Annotated in this window: 24 protein-coding genes; 17 read left to right on the forward strand and 7 right to left on the reverse strand. The window is 35.3% G+C overall.

Annotated elements, in window-relative coordinates:
* Nucleotides 1-50: 50 nt before the first annotated feature.
* Nucleotides 51-1,145, reverse strand: coding sequence for a chorismate mutase (locus ACXR6G_RS09895; RefSeq protein ID WP_458361267.1), 1,095 nt, complete (start codon nucleotides 1,143-1,145; stop codon nucleotides 51-53).
* Nucleotides 1,146-1,812: 667 nt separating this feature from the next.
* Here ACXR6G_RS09895 and ACXR6G_RS09900 point away from each other — a divergent pair.
* From ACXR6G_RS09900 to ACXR6G_RS09955, 12 genes are all read left to right on the forward strand, one after another.
* On the forward strand, nucleotides 1,813-2,748 hold the full coding sequence (locus tag ACXR6G_RS09900; protein ID WP_458361268.1) for a 4Fe-4S dicluster domain-containing protein: 936 nt from the start codon (nucleotides 1,813-1,815) through the stop codon (nucleotides 2,746-2,748).
* A 53-nt stretch (nucleotides 2,749-2,801) separates the two neighbouring features.
* Complete coding sequence (gene nrfD / locus ACXR6G_RS09905) at nucleotides 2,802-4,142, forward strand: NrfD/PsrC family molybdoenzyme membrane anchor subunit (RefSeq protein WP_458361269.1); 1,341 nt, start codon at nucleotides 2,802-2,804, stop codon at nucleotides 4,140-4,142.
* A gap of 15 nt (nucleotides 4,143-4,157) precedes the next feature.
* A complete protein-coding gene (locus tag ACXR6G_RS09910) occupies nucleotides 4,158-5,072 on the forward strand; it encodes a c-type cytochrome (RefSeq protein WP_458361270.1) in 915 nt (304 codons plus the stop codon).
* Nucleotides 5,073-5,244: 172 nt separating this feature from the next.
* Nucleotides 5,245-7,725: a heavy metal translocating P-type ATPase gene (locus ACXR6G_RS09915; RefSeq protein ID WP_458361271.1), complete on the forward strand. Its 2,481-nt coding sequence runs from the start codon at nucleotides 5,245-5,247 to the stop codon at nucleotides 7,723-7,725.
* Between the two features lie 36 nt (nucleotides 7,726-7,761).
* Nucleotides 7,762-8,010: a cbb3-type cytochrome oxidase assembly protein CcoS gene (gene ccoS / locus ACXR6G_RS09920; protein WP_458361272.1), complete on the forward strand. Its 249-nt coding sequence runs from the start codon at nucleotides 7,762-7,764 to the stop codon at nucleotides 8,008-8,010.
* 38 nt (nucleotides 8,011-8,048) lie between these two features.
* Nucleotides 8,049-10,193, forward strand: a complete 2,145-nt coding sequence (ccoN, locus tag ACXR6G_RS09925; protein WP_458361273.1) for a cytochrome-c oxidase, cbb3-type subunit I — start codon at nucleotides 8,049-8,051, stop codon at nucleotides 10,191-10,193.
* Between the two features lie 84 nt (nucleotides 10,194-10,277).
* Nucleotides 10,278-10,484, forward strand: a complete 207-nt coding sequence (locus ACXR6G_RS09930) for a cbb3-type cytochrome oxidase subunit 3 (protein WP_458361274.1) — start codon at nucleotides 10,278-10,280, stop codon at nucleotides 10,482-10,484.
* Between the two features lie 54 nt (nucleotides 10,485-10,538).
* Complete coding sequence (locus ACXR6G_RS09935; protein WP_458361275.1) at nucleotides 10,539-11,114, forward strand: cbb3-type cytochrome c oxidase N-terminal domain-containing protein; 576 nt, start codon at nucleotides 10,539-10,541, stop codon at nucleotides 11,112-11,114.
* 16 nt (nucleotides 11,115-11,130) lie between these two features.
* A complete protein-coding gene (gene ccoG, locus ACXR6G_RS09940) occupies nucleotides 11,131-12,528 on the forward strand; it encodes a cytochrome c oxidase accessory protein CcoG (RefSeq protein WP_458361276.1) in 1,398 nt (465 codons plus the stop codon).
* 17 nt (nucleotides 12,529-12,545) lie between these two features.
* Nucleotides 12,546-12,992 carry a FixH family protein gene (locus ACXR6G_RS09945; protein ID WP_458361277.1) on the forward strand — a complete coding sequence of 149 codons (447 nt, stop codon included), beginning with the start codon at nucleotides 12,546-12,548 and terminating at the stop codon, nucleotides 12,990-12,992.
* A 30-nt stretch (nucleotides 12,993-13,022) separates the two neighbouring features.
* On the forward strand, nucleotides 13,023-13,748 hold the full coding sequence (locus tag ACXR6G_RS09950; protein ID WP_458361278.1) for a sulfite exporter TauE/SafE family protein: 726 nt from the start codon (nucleotides 13,023-13,025) through the stop codon (nucleotides 13,746-13,748).
* Nucleotides 13,749-13,874: 126 nt separating this feature from the next.
* Nucleotides 13,875-14,138, forward strand: coding sequence for an SEC-C metal-binding domain-containing protein (locus tag ACXR6G_RS09955; protein ID WP_458361279.1), 264 nt, complete (start codon nucleotides 13,875-13,877; stop codon nucleotides 14,136-14,138).
* Between the two features lie 54 nt (nucleotides 14,139-14,192).
* On the opposite strand, the gene ACXR6G_RS09960 is transcribed toward ACXR6G_RS09955, so the two are convergent.
* Nucleotides 14,193-14,624, reverse strand: a complete 432-nt coding sequence (locus ACXR6G_RS09960) for a c-type cytochrome (RefSeq protein ID WP_458361280.1) — start codon at nucleotides 14,622-14,624, stop codon at nucleotides 14,193-14,195.
* 328 nt (nucleotides 14,625-14,952) lie between these two features.
* Here ACXR6G_RS09960 and ACXR6G_RS09965 point away from each other — a divergent pair, with 328 nt between their 5' ends.
* From ACXR6G_RS09965 to coxB, 5 genes are read left to right on the forward strand one after another with little or no spacing between them, the layout of a single operon-like run.
* Nucleotides 14,953-15,735, forward strand: a complete 783-nt coding sequence (locus tag ACXR6G_RS09965) for an SCO family protein (RefSeq protein ID WP_458361281.1) — start codon at nucleotides 14,953-14,955, stop codon at nucleotides 15,733-15,735.
* A gap of 3 nt (nucleotides 15,736-15,738) precedes the next feature.
* Nucleotides 15,739-17,349, forward strand: a complete 1,611-nt coding sequence (locus tag ACXR6G_RS09970) for a cytochrome c oxidase subunit I (RefSeq protein ID WP_458361282.1) — start codon at nucleotides 15,739-15,741, stop codon at nucleotides 17,347-17,349.
* Nucleotides 17,342-17,956, forward strand: a complete 615-nt coding sequence (locus ACXR6G_RS09975; protein ID WP_458361283.1) for a cytochrome c oxidase subunit 3 family protein — start codon at nucleotides 17,342-17,344, stop codon at nucleotides 17,954-17,956. Before ACXR6G_RS09970 ends, ACXR6G_RS09975 begins: the two co-directional genes overlap by 8 nt.
* A gap of 10 nt (nucleotides 17,957-17,966) precedes the next feature.
* On the forward strand, nucleotides 17,967-18,254 hold the full coding sequence (locus ACXR6G_RS09980; RefSeq protein ID WP_372644465.1) for a cytochrome C oxidase subunit IV family protein: 288 nt from the start codon (nucleotides 17,967-17,969) through the stop codon (nucleotides 18,252-18,254).
* A gap of 3 nt (nucleotides 18,255-18,257) precedes the next feature.
* Nucleotides 18,258-19,199, forward strand: coding sequence for a cytochrome c oxidase subunit II (gene coxB, locus ACXR6G_RS09985; protein WP_458361284.1), 942 nt, complete (start codon nucleotides 18,258-18,260; stop codon nucleotides 19,197-19,199).
* Between the two features lie 122 nt (nucleotides 19,200-19,321).
* Here the strand turns inward: coxB and ACXR6G_RS09990 are convergent, their stop codons facing one another.
* The 5 genes from ACXR6G_RS09990 to ACXR6G_RS10010 are packed head-to-tail and all read right to left on the reverse strand — an operon-like array spanning nucleotide 19,322 to nucleotide 22,937.
* Complete coding sequence (locus ACXR6G_RS09990) at nucleotides 19,322-20,104, reverse strand: ABC transporter permease (RefSeq protein WP_458361285.1); 783 nt, start codon at nucleotides 20,102-20,104, stop codon at nucleotides 19,322-19,324.
* Nucleotides 20,097-20,804, reverse strand: coding sequence for an ABC transporter ATP-binding protein (locus ACXR6G_RS09995; RefSeq protein ID WP_458361286.1), 708 nt, complete (start codon nucleotides 20,802-20,804; stop codon nucleotides 20,097-20,099). The genes ACXR6G_RS09990 and ACXR6G_RS09995 overlap by 8 nt, the downstream gene beginning before the upstream one ends.
* Nucleotides 20,791-22,035, reverse strand: a complete 1,245-nt coding sequence (nosD, locus tag ACXR6G_RS10000) for a nitrous oxide reductase family maturation protein NosD (protein ID WP_458361287.1) — start codon at nucleotides 22,033-22,035, stop codon at nucleotides 20,791-20,793. Before nosD ends, ACXR6G_RS09995 begins: the two co-directional genes overlap by 14 nt.
* A 6-nt stretch (nucleotides 22,036-22,041) precedes the next feature.
* Entirely contained in the window at nucleotides 22,042-22,497 is a 456-nt protein-coding gene (locus ACXR6G_RS10005; protein ID WP_458361288.1) for a nitrous oxide reductase accessory protein NosL, read from the reverse strand.
* Entirely contained in the window at nucleotides 22,482-22,937 is a 456-nt protein-coding gene (locus tag ACXR6G_RS10010) for a hypothetical protein (RefSeq protein ID WP_458361289.1), read from the reverse strand. Before ACXR6G_RS10010 ends, ACXR6G_RS10005 begins: the two co-directional genes overlap by 16 nt.
* Nucleotides 22,938-23,080: the final 143 nt, after the last annotated feature.

Genomic DNA, 23,080 nt, shown 5'->3' on the forward strand with positions numbered 1-23,080 from the left:
GCCAGTAAACACATAAGTTTACTGGCTTTTTATTTCTCTATAGTAAGGGGTTATTTTTTATTATTCATAACATCATTTTGAATAAGAATAGCTTCTTTATGAATCATTCGAAGTAATTGAGTGAGGAAATTTTCTGATAAACCTAGTGATTTACCAAGTTCAGTACCTTGTTCTCTCACTTTCTCCCATCGTTTTAATTGAAGAATGTTTAAGTTTTGTTCCGACTTGTATTCTCCTATTTCACTTACAACATTCATTCTCTGTGCCAGTAGCTCGATAAACTGTGCATCAATTGAGTCAATTTGATTACGGTATTGACTCAGTGGGTTGTAATCATCACCATTTTTAATACTCAATCGGCAAACCAAGCTATTCAAAATTGTATTTAATTCTGAAGGTATAAGTTGTTGCATAGATTCACTTGATGCGTCTTCAGGTTTGAAATGACTTTCTATCATTAAGCCATCCATATTTAGATCCAGAGCTTTCTGTGAGATCTGCTGAATGTGTTCTTTATTTCCAGCAATATGACTTGGATCGCAAATCATAGGCAAATTGTGGAATCTTGACTTCAACTCAATTGGAATCTCCCATTTTGGAATATTACGAAGACTAGTTTGTTCAAAAGGGTAGAAACCACAATGAATGGCAGCTAGTTTTGATATGCCCGCTTTGTTGATTTGCTCCAATGCACTAATCCAAAGATTGATATCTGGATTAAGTGGATTTTTTATCATTACAGGCACATTCATACCTTGAAGTACACTTGCAAGTTCTTGTATGGAAAATGGATTTGATGTTGTTCTAGCTCCAATCCAAAGAATATCAACATTATGACGCAAACACATCTCCACATGCTTTGGTGAAGCCACCTCAACCATGGTCAATAAGTTTGTTTCCAATTTAACTTGGTTCAACCAATTAAGAGCATTATCCCCTCTATCTTCAAAACTATTAGATTGAGTTTTAGGTTTCCAGATTCTAGTTCTGAAAACTTTAACCTGATCAATCTCTTTTAATTGACGAGCTGTATTTAAGACCTGTTCCTCAGATTCAGCACTACAAGGTCCACTAATAATAATGGGACGGCTGTCTAATTTTTTAAACCAATCATTAATAGGTTTCAAATTATTTAATTCGTTCATAGTCTTAAGTTAAGCCAAATGTATAGGTTTATCCTCGGCTGAAAGATCCGCGCAAAAATACGCTTTTAATTGTTTTTAGAAAATTCTAAATCAATTGATTCGCTTAATATCTTGTAAAACATGATTAATAATTTATATATCATAAGTCAATATTAGTTAAGGGTTTGAATATTAGAGAAATGTGTATTTGTTGTGTTATTTAATTATTCGATGATAGATATGCTAGATGAGCTGTTTATAAAAATCAATAAAGCTTTTTGTCTTAGATTGATAGAGGCATATTTGATTGTATTACGTATGTAAATAGCTGATAATTAAGAGTAAAGGATCTTTAATGGTTTAGTCGTGGGTTTAAAATATTATTTTAATAGCGGGTGTAATGGGCTTGATTCATTTTTGTAATATGCAGATTAGCAGCTTTGTATTGGATTTTATATTTGTATTTAGTTATCATATTCTAATTTTTATAACGATATTGTAATTGTTAAAAAATCTGAAAATATTATTTATCTTTGAATGTTTTGCAAACGGTTTCGGAATATATTGTGACTTTGTTTTCAGAATTTTAACTTTAATATTTGACGTGTATTTATACACATTTTATAAATACGATAAGGTAGATCAGAACATGGTATTCCAAAATCGTGACAGTGCAAATTTTTGAGATATGACACAAAAAACTTCCGATAAGGGTAGACGAAATTTTCTGAAAAGCTTTGGTGTAACTGTTGGCGCTGCAGGTGTTGTGAGTAGTTTTTCACTTTTAGGTGCTGCTAAAGCTGCAGCCAAAGAACCTGAGGAGATGGTGAATTTGCTTACTGCAGATGGACAATTGGTTCAGGTTGATAAAAATCAACTTCGTCCTACAGTTAACGAACCTCTTGATGAATTACAACAGAGAGGACGCGAGGGGATCGCTGGTAAATCATTCGTGATGGTTATCGATTTAAGTAAATGTAGAAATGCACGTAAGTGTATGTCTGCTTGTCAAAATCATCATCAGTTACGACCAGAACAGCATCATATTAATGTTTTACAGATGCAGGATTCTGAGCATACTGCACCTTATTTTATGCCCAAGCCTTGTCAGCATTGCGACAACCCGCCTTGTACAAAAGTATGCCCTGTTGATGCGACTTTTAAGCGACAGGATGGTATTGTCCTAATTGATAACGAACGCTGTATTGGTTGTCGATTCTGTATTGCTGCTTGTCCTTACTCAGCACGTATTTTCCAGTGGACTGAGCCCAAAGATGCCGAGAAGTATAACGATTTAACCTATAATATTGAGGCGAATGTTCCTCAGAAGAAAGGTACTGTAAGTAAATGTTTATTTAGCGCCGACCGTTTACGTGAAAATAAGTTACCATCATGTGTTTCTGCTTGTCCTAATGGTGTTTATTATTTCGGAGATAGAAATGAAGATGCTGTTACAAATGGAACCAGTGGTGAAACCGTTCGCTTCTCTAAATTGATAGAGGATAATGCGGGTTATACACTTATGGAAGAATTAGGAACCAAGCCTAGAGTCTTTTACTTGCCTCCTAAGAATAGGGCTTTCGAATTCAATGGTGATTTATTGAATGAGGAGAATCTTCATTAATCAAGATTAAACATACACGATATATTAAATATTCATAGAAAATCATTTTACATATGAATGACAATACAAAATCGAAAGAAACAACACTTTCCTTTGAAAAATTAAAGCAAGATATTCTTCGTCCGATGCAAAATCATAAAGGACTGGAATTGTGGATTGTTTTCCTGGTTACTGTTATTGCTGTCTGCGGTTGGGCTTATTACGTACAACTTCGTGACGGACTTGGCGTAACCGGAATGCGTGACTATGTATCTTGGGGACTTTATATCGCCAACTTTGTCTTCTTTGTAGCAGTTAGTTTGGTTGGGATGTTAATTTCATCGATACTTGGACTATTAAAGGTCGATTGGATTACCCCAATTTCTAGAATTGCTGAGATTATTGCTGTTGCCTTTGTTGCAGTGGCAGGCCTAGTGATTGTTTTAGATATGGGTCGCCCAGATAGAGTGTTAAATGTTATGATTCATGGACGTTTTCAGTCACCAATTCTATGGGATGTAACGGTAATTACGACTTACTTAGTAATTAGTACTCTATTGTTGATTTTACCCATGATTCCTGATCTAGCGATCTGCAAAAAGGAAATGAAGAATTCTTCTCCTATTTTAAAGAAAGTTTACGCAGTTCTTTCATTTGGCTATACGAACACACCAGAACAGCACAAGCATCTTCACAAGATGATTAGAACTTTGATGGTTTTAATTGTTCCAGTTGGTTTGGCTATTCATACGGTTACATCATGGTTGTTTGCTGCAACGCTTCGAAATGGTTGGGATACAACTATTTTTGGACCATATTTCGTTGCAGGGGCATTTGTTGCCGGATCTGCTGCCTTGGTTGTAGCAATGTATTTCTTCAGAGTTAATTACAAACTTCAAGACTATATTACCGAATTTCATTTCGATAAAATGGGTAAGCTAATGGTAGCTGTTTGTTTAGTTTACTTGTATTTTAATGTAAATGAGTTTTTGGTTCCGGGTTATAAAATGAAGACAGGAGATAGTATTCACCTTAAGGAATTGTTCTTTGGATCATGGGCTATTATGTTCTGGTCTTCACAAATTTTAGGTAATATTTTGCCAATCATTTTGATGGTGAATAAGCGTTTTAGAATGCCAAAGCCACTCATGATCATTTCTCTATTTGTGATTGCTAGTGCTTGGTTTAAGCGTTATGTGATTGTAATTCCTACTATGTTGCATCCACATCTTCCTATTCAGAATGTACCTGACCATTTTAAGACTTATTTTCCATCGTCAATTGAAATTTCGGTTACTGTATTGAGTTTTGCTTTGGCACTTTTGATTATCACGGTTTTGGCTAAAATCTTTCCAGTAGTACCTATCTGTGAGATTGCTGACCAGAAGGGAATTGATTATAAAATTGAGGAATAATAAATCAAGAAACACATGAAAAACGTATCCACTATATTAGCGACTCTTGTTCTTGTATTTGCCTTTATGAATTCGGCATCTGCAGAGGACTGGAAAGTATCTGCTACTGCAAAAAAGAAACTTAACCCATACGAACTTAGCAAGAAGAATATTAGTTCAGGGAAAAAGGTATATCAAACCAATTGTAAGTCATGTCATGGTGACCCTACCAAGGCAAATATGTTGCCTTTGGTTCCTGCTCCGTCTGATTTAGGTTCGCAGAATTTTTTAGTTCAATCTGATGGTGAAATTTATCACAAGATTAAGACTGGTAAAGGTGCTATGCCAACTTTCGATAAAACATTGAACGATGAAAGCAAATGGATGGTTATTGCTTATTTGCGATCTTTCGATAAGAATAAAAAGAAGGCCGTTTCCACTAAAGCTGTTGTAAATCCTGATGTGACTGATGTTAAAATCGAACTTAATGTTGACAGCGAGCATAAGAAACTAAACGCGCACTTAACGGGTTTGAAAAAGAACGGAAAACGTGTGGGCTTGGAAGGCGTTGAGTTAAGTTTTCTTGTAAAGAGACAATTTGGTCAACTCGATGTTTCAGGCGAAGAAGCTTATACCGATGCGAATGGTGAATTGTTGATACAATTTCCAACTGATCTTCCTGGTGATAGAGAAGGACAAGTTGACTTATTGGTAAAGATTACTGATGAAGATAATTACGGACAAATCGAAGAAAAGCGTGTTTTATCAATAGGTGTACCAACGAATCCTAAGAATCCACTTGATGAAAGAGCCATGTGGGGAACTCGAGCGAATGCTCCAATTTGGATTATTGCGACATACGTGCTGGGGGTAATCGGAATTTGGGGTGTTATTTTTCTAGTTCTATTCCAAGTGTTTCAGTTGTCGAAAATGAGAACGAAATCTAGCTAGATTCTGAACTTATTACTCGATATCATCTTTTTTCTTTTTGGGAGCAAAGCCTAACTTATAAAGTAAATAGCCTATCCCAAATAGGAAATGTGCAAGAGTAACACCTGCAATTATATAAATAAGAGTTGAATCTGAGAACATTGTTTTCGATTAAGCCTAATGAGTCTGCAAGATGACGAAAATAGCTGAAGATACAAAAAACGAAGCCTGTATCCATTGTGGTGACGATTGTGGTAAACATCCCGTAATTTGGGATGGTAAGCCATTTTGTTGCTCAGGTTGTTCTACCGTTTTTCAACTTTTGAATGACAATTCACTTTGTTCCTATTATAATATTGAGACCACTCCTGGGATTAAAATTGAAGAGGGGAAGTTTAAAGAGAAGTTTGCTTTTCTTGACGATGAAGAAATAAGTTCAAAACTCTACGAATTTTCAGAAGATGCCATACGTAAAGTAAGTTTGTATACGCCTGGTATACATTGTAGCTCATGTATCTGGTTACTCGAGCATCTTAATGTATTAAATAAGGCTGTATATAAGTCAACTGTGAACTTCGTTAAAAAAGAAGTTACGGTTACTTTTGATTCAAATGAATTAAGCCTTCGTCAGTTGGCTGAACTTTTGGCTTCTATCCACTATATTCCTGAAATTACACTTGATAATCTACAAGAGAAAAAGAATCAGGATGCTAATAAGAAACTTTTATACAAAATTGGAGTCGCTGGTTTTAGCTTTGGGAACATCATGCTTCTTAGCTTACCTGAATATGTGCCAGGTTCAGAATTTTTAGAAAGTAATTTCAAATCATTCTTTGGAATGATGAATTTTATTCTGGTTTTGCCTGTTCTGTTTTATAGTGGGAACGATTATGTTATCTCTGCATTCAAAGGATTAAAACACAAGTTTATTAATATAGACGTACCTATTTCTTTGGGTATTATAACCCTTTTTGTTCAATCTTCATTTCAAATATTTACCAGCACAGGTTCTGGTTATATGGATTCATTAGCAGGCTTAATTTTCTTTTTACTTATTGGTAAGTGGTATCAGAGTAAAAGCTATCAGGCCTTATCTTTTGAACGTGATTATCGTTCATATTTCCCCGTCGCCGTCAGTAAAATTATTGATGGTGAAGAACAAAGTACGCAAATAAATAAGCTGAAAAAAGGAGATGTGATCTTGATTAGAAATCAGGAATTGATACCTGCTGATGCGATACTGACCAAAGGTGAAGCCTTAATTGATTATAGTTTTGTGACGGGAGAATCTCGTTCGGTTTTAAAATCAATAGGCGATCATTTGTTTGCGGGAGGTAAACAAGTAGGTGGTGCTATTGAAATGTGCATCGAAAAAGAGGTTGTTCAATCGAGACTAACACAACTTTGGAATCAATCGGAGGAAAAAGAAATTTACTTTTCTAAGTTGAATTCCTTGGTTGATCAAATAAGTAAATATTTCACACTTTCAATAATCGTAATTGGTGCTTTAGCTGGTTTTTATTGGTTACTGAACGATACATCAAAAGCTGTATTTGCTTTTACGTCAGTTTTGATCGTCGCCTGCCCATGCGCTTTAGCTTTGTCTTCTCCTTTTGCATTAGGTAATACGATGCGAATGTTAGGCCGATTAGGGATATATTTAAAAGGTGCCGATATCGTCGAAGCTTTAAGTGGAGTTGATACGATTGTTTTTGATAAAACAGGTACTATCACACAGGCTGATGCTGTAAGTGTTAAGTATGATGGTGAAGCATTAAGCGAACAGGATTTGGATGCAGTCAAGTCATTATCTCGACATTCATCTCATGTTTTAAGTACGATCCTTTACGATCATTTAAAACAATCGACTTCTAGAAAGGTACACGATTTTAAAGAAATGGTATCCTTAGGTCTATCAGGACATATTGAGAGCAGAGATGTGAAGATTGGTTCTGCCAATTTTGTTTTAGCTTCTAAAGCTGAAAATTTATCGGGTTCTACCGAAGTTTATGTCTCTATAGATGGACAAGTGAAAGGGCGATTCATCATGAGTAATCAATATCGCACAGGCTTAAATGAGTTAATTTATTCTCTATCATCGAACTATGATTTACATGTTCTTTCAGGTGATAATGATGCTGAAAAATCGATTTTGGCTGAAATCTTCCCAAAGAATTCAAATCTATTATTCAATCAATCCCCAAAGGATAAGTTGGAATATATACAAGCTCTAAAAAGTAGAGGAAGTAACATATTGATGATAGGTGATGGCTTGAATGATGCCGGAGCTTTAAAGGTGAGTGATGTAGGTATATCAATAGCTGATGATATTTACAATTTTTCTCCAGCTTGTGATGCTATTTTAGAAGCATCGAAATTCCAGGATTTGAAAAGGTTTTTAAGCATATCGAAAAAAGGAATGTGGGTTGTGAAACTAAGTTTCCTATTATCCTTTGCCTACAATATATTCGGTTTATATTTTGCTGTTCAAGGTATTTTATCGCCTATTGTGGCGGCTTTATTAATGCCTATAAGTTCAATTTCTGTTGTCGCTTTTGCAAGTTTTACAACGAGTTATTTTGCCAGGAATAAGGAAGGGGAAAAAGTTCTAAAAAAGAAAGATATTTTACCAAGTCTAGGAAAAGTAAGTAAGAAACGTGTGCAGCTCAATTAGGCTGTTTGATTATATACAAGATTAAAAAATTGAACCTTGAGTGTAATATTTGTATTAATAGGGGTGAGTATGGTCGTGGCAGGAGGATTCCTAATCGGTTTTTTGTGGGCCGTTAAGAAAGGACAGTATGACGATCATTATTCACCATCGGTCAGGATTTTATTCGATGATCAAGAAATAAAAGATCAGGAAAACGAAGAGACGCACGGAAGTGCGTCTAAACAAGAAGAAAGTAAAACTAAAGATATAAAGGAGGATAAGTCAAAATCCTCAAAAGAAAAGTAAACAGAATTCATTCGTAAATTTATAAAGCTATAACATACATGGAAACACAACATTTTTCTTACGACAATAAAATCGTAAAATATTTTGCCTACGCTACTATTCTTTGGGGTGTAGTCGGAATGTTGGTCGGTCTTTTGGCTGCTTTACAATTGGCGTTCCCCATTTTTAATTTCAATTTGGCCTATACCTCTTTTGGGCGAATAAGACCAGTTCATACCAATGCAGTGGTGTTTGCCTTTGTTGGTAATGGAATTTTCACGGCGGTTTATTACTCGCTTCAACGCTTGTTAAAAGCTAGAATGTATAGCGATAAATTAAGCTGGATTCATTTCTGGGGTTGGCAAGCAATCATCGTTTCTGCTGCAGTAACCTTTGTTTTGGGGATTACAACCAGTAAAGAATATGCAGAGCTTGAATGGCCTATTGATATCGCACTTACCATTATTTGGGTTGTGTTTGGATGGAATATGTTTGGAACGATCTTAAGAAGAAGAGCGGATCATCTATATGTATCTATTTGGTTCTATATCGCCACTTTTGTGACGGTTGCAGTCTTGCATATTGGTAACTCTATTGCAATTCCATATAGTTGGTTGCAATCTTATCCGGTTTATGCTGGAGTTCAGGATGCCTTAGTTCAATGGTGGTATGGTCATAATGCCGTGGCCTTTTTCTTGACAACACCTTATTTAGGTTTGATGTATTATTTCTTACCTAAGGCAGCGAATCGTCCGGTATACTCTTACCGATTATCAATTATTCACTTTTGGGCCTTAGTTTTCTTATATATATGGGCTGGTCCTCACCATTTACTTTACACTGCGTTACCCGATTGGGCACAATCATTAGGTGTTGTTTTCTCTATTATGCTGATTGCTCCATCATGGGGTGGTATGTTTAATGGTCTGTTGACTCTAAGAGGTGCTTGGGATAAAGTTCGTGATAGTGCAACACTTAAGTTTATGGTGGTTGCCGTAACAGCTTACGGTATGTCAACATTTGAAGGACCTATGATGTCTTTGAAATGGGTAAATGCATTAACGCATTACACGGATTGGAATATTGCTCACGTACATATTGGTGCAATGGGATGGAATGGTTTCTTAACCTTTGGTATGTTATATTACCTTTTCCCAAAAATGTGGAAAACCAAATTGTATTCTGAGAAGTTGGCTAACGCACACTTCTGGATTGGAACTTTAGGAATCATTTTCTACGCTCTTCCATTGTATTGGGGTGCCGTTGTACAAACATTAATGTGGAAAGAATTTACACCAGATGGTTTGTTGGCTTACCCTAATTTCTTAGAGACAATCACTCAGATACTTCCAATGTATCATGCTAGAGTTCTAGGTGGGGTATTCTATTTTGTAGGATTGGCCTTGATGGTATATAATCTATTTAAAACTGCTTCTGCGGGTAAGTGTGCTGATAATGAAGAAGCTTCTGCTCCTGCATTGGTGACATCACCTAAGCGTGCTAAAGGTGAAGGTTTACATCGTTGGTTAGAGCGACGACCAGTGCAGTTTATGCTTTTAGCTACTGTTGCTATTTTGATTGGTGGGGCTTTTGAGATTATTCCAACTTATCTTGTTAAGTCAAATATTCCTACTATCGAAAGTGTAAAACCATATACACCACTTGAATTAGAAGGTCGTGATATTTATATCCGTGAAGGTTGTAATACCTGTCATACGCAAATGATTCGTCCGTTTAGATCGGAAACAGAGAGATATGGTGAATACTCTAAAGCTGGTGAACTGGTTTACAATCACCCACATTTATGGGGATCGAAACGTACAGGTCCAGATTTGGCTCGTGAAGGTGTTCCGGGAGGAAAGATGTATAAAACGAATGTTTGGCATTTTAACCATCTACTCGATCCTCAAAAGATGAATGCACAATCGATTATGCCTGCTTATCCTTGGTTGATTAAGGATGATTTGAGTACTTCGAACACATCGGCAAAAATTCGTGCAATGATTAAGTTGGGCGTTCCTTATGACGAAGCTCCTTACCCAGTAAATTATGATGTTGTTGCTCTTGAAGATTTAAAGAAGCAAGCTGATGAAATTGCTGCTGATCTTAAAGAGAATGGTGTAGAAGTGGCAAGTGAGAAAGAAATTATTGCTGTAATTGCTTACCTACAACGTTTAGGTCGTGATATCTCAGTAAAAAAATAAAAACAAGTAATAAGGATAAAGGATAAAGTAAACAGATACAGTTTTACTTTAACCTTTCTCCTTTGTACTTTAACCTTATAAAGTATGAAATTAGTAAGTCATTATTTACAAAGTATATCAGATGTAGGTCTTTATCCTAGCATCTCACTACTCATTTTTTTTAGTTTTTTTATGGGGATGATTTGGTGGACATTTAAGAAGAGTAATAGAAGTATTTTCCATGATATGGAAAGTTACGCACTCGAAGATGAGGGTGTGGATTCAAAATCAAATCAGTCAAAGCCTGATTAGTTTTGCTTTTTACGCTGATACATTAATTGTTTAAGACATTAAAAATATTCTGTAATGGAAAAAAAAGATAAGTTTCTTGAAGAAAATGCTCACCTGATTAGTGATCATGATTACGATGGAATTCGAGAGTTAGATAATCCAATGCCGACTTGGTGGCGTTATTTATTCTATGTGACTATTGTATTTGCGGCTGTTTACATGTTTCGTTACCATGTGTTTGGAGATGATCTTCAGATTGCTGAATACGAAAAAGAAATGGCAATTGCTCAAGCAAACAAGCCAAAGCCAACATTCGATGAGTCATCATTAGTATTAATGAAAGATGCTAAGGATATTAATGCAGGTAAAGTTATTTACGATAAAAACTGTGTTGCATGCCATGCTTTATTGGGAGAAGGGAATGCGATTGGTCCAAACCTAACTGATGATTATTGGTTAAATGGTGGAAGTCTTGAAGAGGTATATAAAATCATAAAGATTGGTAAGCCCTTAAAAGGTATGTTAGCTTGGCAAAACCAATTATCTCCAGAACAAATGTTACAGGTTTCAAGTTATGTAATGACTCTGATTGGAACAAACCCTCCTAATGCTAAAGCAGCTCAAGGCGAATTGTATAAACAAGAAAAATAAAAGATAATAAAGCGAAATGCCCAATCAAAACTTTGATGATTCTTATCGCGACCAACTCGCAACTTTAAATAAAAAAGGGAAAAGACAATGGGTGTATGCAAAACAACCTAAAGGGAAATTATATAACTACAGAAATTTAGTTAGCTATCTTCTTCTGACTATTTTATTGGTGACACCATTTCTAAAAGTTAATGGTGATCCCTTTATTTTACTCAATGTAATCGAGAGAGAGTTTATTCTTTTCGGGGTTCATTTTTGGCCTCAAGATTTCCATATCTTTTTGTTTTCGATGATTACCCTTTTTGTATTCATTGTGCTTTTTACAGTGAGTTATGGTCGGATATGGTGTGGTTGGGCTTGTCCTCAGACGGTTTTTTTAGAATTCGTTTTCCGTAGAATAGAGTATTTGATTGAAGGAACACCTCAGCAGCAACGAAAGCTGAAAGCACAGGCTCTGAACTTTGAAAAAATATGGAAGAAAACGACGAAACATGCGCTGTTTTATATCATCTGTTTAATTCTTTCTAGTGCTCTTCTTTCCTATGTAAGAGGTGCTGATTTTGTATTAAACCTATGGGATAATCCATCGAGTAGTTCCATCCTTTTTACAGCACTCTTGTTTTTCTCTACGGTGATGTATTTTGTTTTCTCTCGCTTGAGAGAACAAGTATGTGCGATGATCTGTCCGTATGGTCGTTTGCAAGGTGTCTTACTCGACTCCAATACCATTGTAGTTGCCTACGATTATAAAAGAGGAGAGGAGAGAGCTCCTTTAGAAGCTGGTGAGGATAGAGAAGCTGATAATAAAGGCGACTGTATTGATTGTTATGATTGTGTTGATGTTTGCCCTACGGGAATCGATGTTAGAGATGGTACTCAACTTGAATGTATCAACTGTATGGCTTGTATCGATGCTTGTAACTCGGTAATGGCATGGCAGGGGAAACCAAAGGGGCTGATTCGTTTCGATTCCGAAAAGAATATCGCTGAGGGTATCAAGCAAAAGTGGCCAGTTCGTAAGATTGCTTATACGACAGTGCTTGTTATTTTACTTGGAGTTGTGGTGGGCTTGTTTGCCTCTCGAAAAGATTTGGAAGCTATTATTCTACGAACACCAGGTTTGATGTATCAAGAGCCAGCTGAAGGAATTATTAGTAATATGTATAGCTTCAAAATTGTAAATAAAACCACCGAAGATTTACCCGTTACGTTTAAGATTCTTAATAGAAAAGGTGAGATACAAATTATCGGAAAAACCTTTAATGCAGCAGCAAGTTCGATACATGAAGGAACCTTTTTTGCTAAGTTTTCTAAGGAATCTGTTTTAAGTGATAATACGCAAATAGAAGTAGGTGTTTATGCAAATGATAGACTAGTTGATAAAGTAGATTTGACCTTTGTAGGGCCTAATTAGTATATAGACTATAAGATATGAAAAAATTAAGCTGGGGGACTAAACTTGCTATGTTTGCCTCAATATATGTAATAGGTATTTTAGTATTTGTGGGTTTTAGTACGACTCAAGATATTAATCTAATTTCTAAGGATTATTATCCTCAAGGGATAGGTTACCAAACTAAAATTGATAAAATCAAGAATGCACATTCTCTAAAAGAGAAAGTTGTTGTATCTCAAAAGGCAGGCGTAATACAAGTTCAATTCCCAGAAGGAATGCGCTCAGATGTCAGTGGAAGTATCATTTTTTATCGCCCATCAAATTCTGAGAATGATTTGAGATCAGATATAAAATTTGATACTAATGGACTTCAGGTTTTTATGCTTGATAAATTTATTAATGGTCGATATGCCATTAAAATTGATTGGAAACACCAAGATAAAGGCTACTATCAGGAGGAAGCCATGTACTTGTCAAAGTAATAGTTCGAATTTTAAAAAACATAAAGAAAAATGATCTTTTTATCCGCTCTAACTCTAGGTCTTTTAGGTAGTTTTCACTGTGTGGGAATGTGTGGTCCAATTGCTTTGGCAATTCCACTAAAAACAGATTCTTGGCTGCTCCGAATTTTAGGCGGAGTCATCTACAATCTTGGTCGTGCAGTTACTTATGCCATTATGGGTGCTGTTTTTGGTCTATTAGGGCAAGGTCTTGTAATGAGTGGATTTCAGCAGTGGGTTTCTATTATTATGGGAGCTATCATGATTATTTCTGTTCTGGCACCTTCTTTATATAAAAACAGGTTCGATACCGAAAAATCCGTTTTTGGTTATGTTGGAAAGCTTAAGATGTCCTTGAGAAAATTATTTACTCAAAGTAGCCATTCATCACTTTTTCTTATCGGATTATTGAATGGCCTATTACCATGTGGATTGGTTTATTTTGCCATTGCAGGAGCTATAGCAACTGGTTCAGTTTATAGCGGTAGTTTATTCATGTTTATTTTCGGATTGGGAACAATTCCAATGATGCTAGCCATTTCGCTTATTGGAAATATGATTACGCTAGAGCTAAGAAAGAAGCTAACACGTGTTATTCCTTATGCTATTGTATTCATAGGTGTTCTATTTATTCTTCGAGGCTTAAGCTTAGGTATCCCTTACTTAAGCCCACCAGAAAAATCAATGACTGTACCTGTTGAGAAGACAGAAGAAGCGAAGCCTAGTTGTTGTCATTAAGCTAGCATTTGGCTAGATGAAAAATGAGTTAAATTGCTTAATCCCAATTTAGCTCATTTTTTTTATTTGATTTCTTAAAGATTACTGTTAACTTAAGGAAATCATTTAACCCAACAACCCGTGCTTATGAACTTATTAGATCCCATATTAAATTTTTTCCGTTCAGATACGGAAGATTTTTACTACGTTAAATTTGAGCGTAACGAGAAATGTTATTGTAACAGCGGTAAGAAATATAAAAGCTGTCATTATCCCCAACACGCCAAATCAAGTAAACGTGCCGTTCGTAAGATTAATGAAGTGACAGGAGAAGAAACTTTTAAGGTTTTATCTATTAAAAGAATTAGAAAAGATCACGAATTATTTAAAGCGGCAGTTATACAAGAATAGTTAACTGTTAAGACAAATAAAACAATAGAAAAGATAGGTTGGAGAGATTCTGATCTATTTTTTTTCTTTAATCTTATTTACGATTTCAATATCGATACGACCATATTCATTTCCCCAAGAATTCAGAATGTAATTAAATACCAAGCTAATATCTCTATCATTTAGCCCTGAAGCAGGCATATAGCTTTTGTATTTTTTACCATTCACTTTAATTTCCTTCCCACTACCAAATTTTACCATTCTAATGGCTTCCTCCAGATTTTTCTCTAAGAAATCAGACTTAGCTAATGGCGGATAGACTCGAATCAGTCCTTCTCCATTTTTCCGATGACAGTTCATGCACTTAGCTCTGTAAATTTGTTCCCCTTTTTCTAGTTCAATTTCTGAAACTGCGCCTTTGACTACAAGGGATTTGTTGCTTGAATTTGTACAAGAAAATATTACAAGAAAGAATATAATGATAGATATAATATGGATTTTTCTCATTGATTTTTGCTTTAAATTCTAAAAATAGACGCATTTCTGTTTATTTCAAAGTAAGCCTATAAGTTCTTTATGGCATATTGAATTATAATTTCTACTGATATAAGGATATAAATTGTTTAGTTCAGTCCACTTTTACTATAAATACGATGTAATATGAATTCAAATTACGATCTGTACTTCGCATTTCATATGATGTTTGAGTTTATTTTATGTCTTGTTTAGTAAGTAGTTGTGAATTATTTTTCAGCTGCAAGTATTATTTATTATATTTAAAGGTGTTCAGTTTTAACTTGATTATCTCACAGTATTAATACAAGGAGGAGTTCAAATGAAATTATCACTTTTTTTATTTTTAGCATGTTTTCTGCAAATGCAGATTTTGTTTAGTCAGGATGTTGAGAAGGATGTAGAAGTTGGAATAATTGAACACCTTGATGAGTATGTACCATCCGATATTCAAGTCATGAATGAGGATGGTGAGATTGTTAACCTTAAAGAGCAAATTGATAAGCCGACGGCATTGATCTTTGTTTATTTCCGATGCCCTGGAATTTGTAGTCCATTAATGGACGGTTTGGCTGATGTGATTCAAAAATCAGATATGAATTTATCTGAGGATTATCAAGTGTTTACGGTAGGTTTCGATCCCCGAGAAACTATCGATCTGGCAATTAAAAAGAAAAAAAACTACGAAGGACTTATTCCCAACAAAAATACGAAAGATGGCTGGCGTTTTTTTACGTCGGATAGTGCCAATATTGCAAAAGTAACAGATGCCCTCGGTTTTAAATATATCAAAGCAGGTAATGATTTCACTCATGCAGCTACAGTTATCATTTTAAGCCCCGATGGAAAGATTACCAGATACCTAAATGGAACCTATTTCTTACCCTTTGAATTCAAATTAGCTTTACTTGAAGCATCAAAAGGCCTTTCTGGACCTACAATTAATAAGATTCTTCAGTTTTGTTATTCCTACGACCCTGTAGGACAAAGTTATGTTCTAAATGTAACCCGAGTGAGTGGAACCTTGATATTGGCTCTCGGATTAATTGTATTCCTATTGCTAATCATTCGCAAACCACGAAGAAAACACTACCCTAAGAATTAAACTATGATAGAAACACTGACTCAGGATTCTAACCCCAGTTTCCTAGAATACAAAGGTAGATTTAAAGGCTTAATGGGCTGGATTTTTTCTACCGATCATAAACGAATTGGACTCTTGTATTTATATAGTATGTTAGTCTTTTTCTCAATTGCAGCCATTCTTGGTTTAATGATGAAATTGGAGCTTATGGCTCCTGGTAAAACCATTATGGGTGCACAAACCTATAATAGCTTTTTTACCTTACATGGTATTACCATGATTTTCTTGATTGTTGTTCCTGGCTTGCCAGCTGTTTTCGGTAATTTTTTCCTCCCAATTATGATTGGAGCAAAAGATGTTGCCTTCCCTAGACTTAATCTTATTTCATGGTGGATTTATATTGTAGGCGCTCTTATTGCCCTATCAGCTCAATTTTTTGGTGATGGACCTCCTGATACGGGATGGACTTTTTATGCACCATATAGTTTCAGAACAGGTACTAATATGCTGCCAGCCGTTACAGGAGCTTTTGTTTTAGGTTTTTCATCTATCGTTACGGGTATCAATTTTATTGTAACCATGCACCGTATGCGTGCTCCTGGGATGAATTGGATGAAAATGCCACTCTTCCCTTGGGCCTTATATGGAACAGCTTGGATTCAAGTTCTGGCAACGCCTATCGTTGGTGTTACTTTATTAATGGTTGTGTTGGAAAGAACACTTCAAATTGGATTTTTCGATCCAGCATTAGGAGGTGACCCAATTTTATACCAACACCTATTTTGGATCTATTCTCATCCTGCTGTCTATATCATGATACTTCCTGCGATGGGCGTTATATCTGAAATTATACCAACCTTCGCCCGCAAGACAATATTTGGATATACGGCTATTGTCGTTTCAACATTAGCCATCGCTTTTGTTGGCTACTTTGTATGGGGACATCATATGTTTACTTCTGGTATGAGTGGGGTTGCACTTTATACATTTTCTATTCTAACTTTTCTTGTTGCCATACCAAGTGCTATTAAGATTTTCAACTGGGTAGCTACCCTTCATAAAGCATCTATCAATATACAAACTCCTTTTTTATGGGCTTTATGTTTCTTGTTTGTCTTTATGATAGGTGGTTTGTCGGGTATGGTTTTGGGGGCACTTTCAGCAAATGTTCATTTGCATGATACCGCTTTTGTGGTAGCTCACTTTCATTATATCGTTTTTGGTGGAACAGGTTTCGCTTTCTTTGGAGCTCTGCATTATTGGTACCCTAAAATGTTTGGTCGTATGTACGATAAGTCATGGGCAAATATTGGTTTAGCCATTTTCTTTACTGGTTTTAATACGCTTTATCTGCCTATGTTTTATTTGGGAATGACCGGTATGCCTCGTCGTTATTACGACTATGTTGATAAGTTTCATGGTCCCAATATCATTTCCTCCTTCGGTGCCATGCTCATGATAGTAGGTCTGATTATTGTCATTACAAATCTGGTTAGATCAGCTCGTCACGGTGTTATAGCTGAGAAGGATCCTTGGAAAGGCAAAACCTTGGAATGGACGGTTGATAGTCCTCCTAGTCTTGAAAATTTTGAAGAAATCCCTGTTGTAACTGATCATCCTTATAATTATGACTAATCACAGCCTTATTGACGAACATAGAGACGATGAAGGTGCTAAAACGGGTATGTGGATTTTTATTTTCACAGAACTCTTGCTTTTTGGTGGACTTTTTATTGTCTATTCGGTATACCGATATCTAAACCCGATGGCTTTTCATTTAGCTGCTGAGGAGCTGGATGTCTTCCTTGGGACAACTAATACGGTAATCCTTTTAGTGAGTAGTATGACAATTGCCATGGCTATTACATCCATTCAATTGAAAAAGAAAGGACTCACTCTCATCTTAATGGGAATAACCATCGTTTTGGCCATCATCTTTATGGTGAACAAGTATTTTGAGTGGACAGGTAAAATTTCACATGGTATTTTCCCTGGTAGTGAGATTCTACATCAAAGTAGTCAAGGCGAGATCTTATTCTTTGGGCTGTATTATGCCATGACGGGATTACATGCTCTACATATTATTGTTGGGGTCGGTTTTATTGGTTATGTCATGTGGCTGGTTAAAACAGAGGATGTCAAGCATGATGATTTCGTGATTCTCGAAAATAGTGCCTTGTATTGGCACCTAGTCGATCTAATTTGGATTTTCTTATTCCCATTGTTTTATCTTATTACTTAAAACCTAAAAAATGGATAATGGTCAACATACACACATTGTAAAGTACAGCACCTTTATTTGGGTCCTTTTAATTTTATTGATTTTCACTTTTAGTTCTGTTGCAATTACGCAACTCGAACTGGGAGTGTATTCAGTGACTGCTGCTTTGGTCTTTGCATCAATTAAATCGATTATTGTACTGATGTACTTTATGCATCTTAAGTTTGATAAGAAATTTTATGCCATTATGATGGCAGGAATTGTTCTCTTATTAGTCTCTGTTATTTTCGTTACGTTTTTAGATTATTTATACCGATAGCTTATGTTTTCAAAAGAAATGGCTGACGCATCCAATTTTGTAGAAGGAGTCGATACTTCATTTATGGTTATATTCGGAATAATCTCTTTTTTCCTTATCGGGATTACTGCGACCATGATTTATTTTGTTTTTAGATATAGAAAATCAAGACACCCCAAGGCAGTACAAATTCATGGAAATAATACGCTTGAAATCATTTGGACTCTAATACCGACTTTGCTGGTATTGGTCATGTTTTATTATGGCTGGATGGGCTATAAGCCTATGAAAGAAGTGCCTGATGATGCCTTTACAATTAAAAGTGTTGGCCGCATGTGGAATTGGCAATTTCAGTACGAGAATGGTAAGAAAACAGATACCTTATATGTACCAATAGATCGTGCAGTAAAGCTCGACCTTGTTGCTTTAGATGTTTTACATAGCCTCTACATACCTGCATTTAGACTCAAACAGGATATTGTTCCTGGCAAAGAGCAATTTATGTGGTTTATTGCAGGGCGTGAAGGTGATTTTGATTTATTCTGTACAGAATATTGTGGTTTGTCACATTCCTCAATGACGACCTCGGTTGTTGTTATGACTGAAGAAAAGTTTGATAAGTGGTATATAGATACGACTACTGTTGCGCCTATTATCTCGGATAAACCCGGAGCGCTTGGATTACGTATTGTACAAAAGAATGGCTGCTTGGCTTGTCACTCCCTGGATGGATCCAAAATTGTAGGCCCAACTTGGAAAGGCTTGTTTGGGACTGAGGAGACAGTTGTGACAAAAGGGGTAGAACGACAGTTAACTGTTGACAGTGCCTATGTTTTAAACTCTATTTATAACCCGAATGATGATATCGTAAAGGGCTTCAAGAAAGGCCTCATGCTATCTTATAAAAATGAATTAAAAGAAGAGGATATTAAAGAAATTATCGAATTTATGAAGACGCTTAAATAAGTATTTCATTTATTATTTAAATCTTGCGATGTTATTCACATATCCTGTTTAAAGATAAATACTCAAAAAAACTCATAAGACGTTTATTCGTTTTATGAGTTTTTTTTGATTCTGGTATTTACTTAAAAATCTTTCTTCTTGATATATTTGAGTAAAATATATATGGGGATTAATAGCCAGATTGATAAGGATATAACAGAAATTAGAATACCCTGCCATACACCAAAGAAATTATAAAACACGGCACCTGTGTATCCCATTAAGGCTGATGTGTCTAGGAATAACATGATTAATACTCGCCCTAAATCAATAGGATTCATAAGAGTGAGCAGGATAGCTAAATTTTCAGTTGGGTAAGATTCAAACCAAATCAGAATCAGTAATAAAATACCATCGTAAATAATGGACATGAATAGCCAAATAAAAAGTGAAAGACCAAAGCCTTTAATTCGATTTTCGAAACGGAGTGCAACTAAAAAACTAAGCAATGAGAAGATAAAACTCAGGATAAATCCTACACCTATAAGAACCAAGAAATCTGATAATTGAGGACTGGTGAAAACTCCACGGATAATAAAGGGTAATCCTACTCCAATAATGAAACTCAAAGATAGTGAGACCGATAAGCCTAAATATTGCCCTAGAAATATTGATTTTCTTTTGATGGGATGGGAGAGTAGCAACTCCGTAAATTCACGTGAATTATACATGTAAATAGCACCAAAAACCGTAGCCACTAGAGGGATTAATAAAAGGATCACATTCATCATACTAATAATTGATTTTGTGATATCACCATTCATATAGATTATGGAAGAGCTTACCATTAGATAAAAAATAAGGTAGGCGATACTCCAATTTGATCGAATGAGGTCGAAGAGGCTATATTTAAATATCTTAAGCATGGCTATTTTCAATTAGATTTGTAATCGCGGATTCTAACTGTGTAGATCCATTTTGATTAATCAAGTCTTGAACTGATCCCTGAAAGTATATGTCCCCTTCGAGTAAGAAGATTATCTCATCAGAAATTTCCTGAACCAAACTCATAATATGTGTGGTGAAAATGATGAGCTTTCCTTTAGCTTTTTCTCTTTGTAATAGTTCTTTAAAGCGACTGATGGCTACTGGATCAAGTCCTACTGTTGGTTCATCCAAAATAATAACGGGTGAATCGAACATGAATGCTAAAACCATATTAACCTTTTGTCGGGTTCCTCCTGAGAGATTACGTAGAGGCTTTTTGAGCTCGCTCTCCAAGCCAAAATATTGAATTAGTTCATTATCCTTGGCTTCTTGTTGGCGAATGTCTTTAACCAGAGCAATAAGCTCTGAAACTTTTAAATTCTCTGGGAATCTGGCTATTTGGGGTAAATAAGAAATTTGTTTTCTATATTTCCACTCTCCAATTATCGATTGATCATTGAATATGACATCTCCTTCTTGAGGAATAACTAATCCTAGAATCGATTTGATAAGTGTTGTTTTTCCCGATCCATTAGGACCTAAAATGGCAATTATCTTATTCGAATCTAGTTTAATATTGACATCCTTTAAAACTTGATTTTTATGATAGGCTTTACTTAGATTTTCAATTTTTATCATAGTCTATAATTTTCATTGAAGGACGATGATCCTTTAAATTGTCAGGAGTGAGAACAGGGTTTACCTTCTCTGCAAAATCAATAATATCAATTAATAAACTTCGCATTAGAATACTTGTTGATGGAATTTTACTAATAATTATAGAAAATAATTTGACAGGTCGATAAGGTATATCAGCTACTCCATTTTTATCTAAATCGTAACCCGTATGCGAACTCCAAAAATTACCATCGAAATTATTACTGTCTGATTTGCCAGTAACTCCAAGTTCAAAACTATTATTCAAAAAATTATTTTGATTGATTTTGTTGTACATACTACTACCATATATTTTCATAGCCCAACCATTATTATTAAAATCATTTTTATGGATGTTTATGCGGTTCGAGCCTTCCATGTAGATGCCAATTGTATTTTGCTTAAAAATATTGTTGATGATTTCACTATCAGTGATGTCTTTCAGAAGTAAACCATATGAAGCACTTCCCCAGTTGTATTCAAACTGATTGTTTTGCATTTTAATGAACTTAGAGAACATGACTGCAACACCAGCTCCATTTGAACGAAAGGTATTACCTCTGTACTCGTCATGATCCGAAAACATAAAGTGAAGGCCATATCGTATGTTGTTTTCAACGATATTATTTTGAACAATGCTATTGTCAACAAACTCAAGATATATTCCATCACGATGATTCCTAGCTTGATTTCCTATAACCTTAATATCCTTACAATACCAAAGATGAATTGCATTACCTGATGACATTTCATTTTTTGCATCTCCCTGAATGTGATTGTTCTGTATGATACAATCTTTTGATTGCTTCAGATAAATGCCAAAAAAAGTATTTTCTAATCGGTTATTTGAAATGACAATATGCTTTTGTCTGTTCACCTTAATCGCTGCAAAGTCGTTGATATAGCTGACCTTGACATTTTTTAAGAGTAAACCCATAATGAAAACACTATCCGATTCAATTGTAATGATTTCTTTTTGTTGTTGATTTTCAATACTTGGAAAATCAATTCCGATGAGGTGAATGGGATGTTTGATTAAAAGGTTGGGTTCTGTATATGAACCACTTTCAATGATTATTGAATCACCAGAATGACTATTTTTAAGTGCTTGTTCAATGCTTACATAGGTTTGTTTCTTTCCCACACGAAGTACAGTACCTATAGAACTATAGGTAATAAATATGAAGAAAATTAAAAAGCTTAGTTTTTGCAAATCGCTCTATTTAAATGAATCGTATTTTTTAAGAAGTAACTCCCAGTTCATCACTTCACCACCGTACTTTGATTTTGCTTCTTCAGCAGCAGTTTTAGTCTCAAAAGCTGTTAGAAACATACCCATAGGACTAGGAAGTTTAATCGAGTGTAGATAATAAGAATCCTTAACGGGTCTTAAAACTTCGGGTTTATTAAACGCTGTGACCAAGGTAAGTGCAACTTCATTTTCATCCATCTCGTCTGTTCGTAGATAGTCTATCAAACACTCGATTGAATCGAAGGTGTAGACTTTGCCTTTTTTTGTTACCAATTCAGTACCATATTGGTTCTCTACAATCATCATTCGGCAATGTATGCATTCATCTTGTCCGTAAACAATTGCTTTTTCTTTTGGCTGACACGAAGTTAAAAGCAAAGCTAAAATGAAAACAGAGCAGTATATGTTTATTTTTTTTTCCATAGTAATGTGAAAGATAAAAAGTTGAATACCATAGCTAAACCTAAGAATAAGGATCCTATATGTGGTAAAGAAATAGCATTGAAATTTAATAACATTTTCGACCCTAGAAGAGGTGGTTGATATACCATGCCAGGTATTTTAATAGGTGCAGTCGGGCTTAAATTATGCCCGTAGTCGTACTCCCATAAATAGAAATCATAGATGCCGAGTATGCCTAATATTAAGAGTATAACTCCCCAAGTGATGAAGAGTTTTTTCTTCTTGGAGAAAGCAACTCCAATACCTAATAGTGACATAAGGATGACTACAATTGGGAAATATTTTAATTCAGGAATTGAATCAGGTTTGATATACTGCATACCAATATAATGATTCAGAATGTTGATGTTTTGTAAAGTACTTGGAGAATCACCTGTAATCTGGTTTATCCAGATATACATAGTAACACCGTTTGGGTATTGTGGGGCTTCTAGTCTTATACTCCAAAGCGGGAAAAGAAATAATCCTAACAACATTAATGCTGCTAATAGCATAAATATGAAGGATCTATTTTTCTTGCTGAGTAAATTAGATGTCATCATTT

The sequence above is a fragment of the Ancylomarina sp. YFZ004 genome (genome assembly GCF_054254355.1).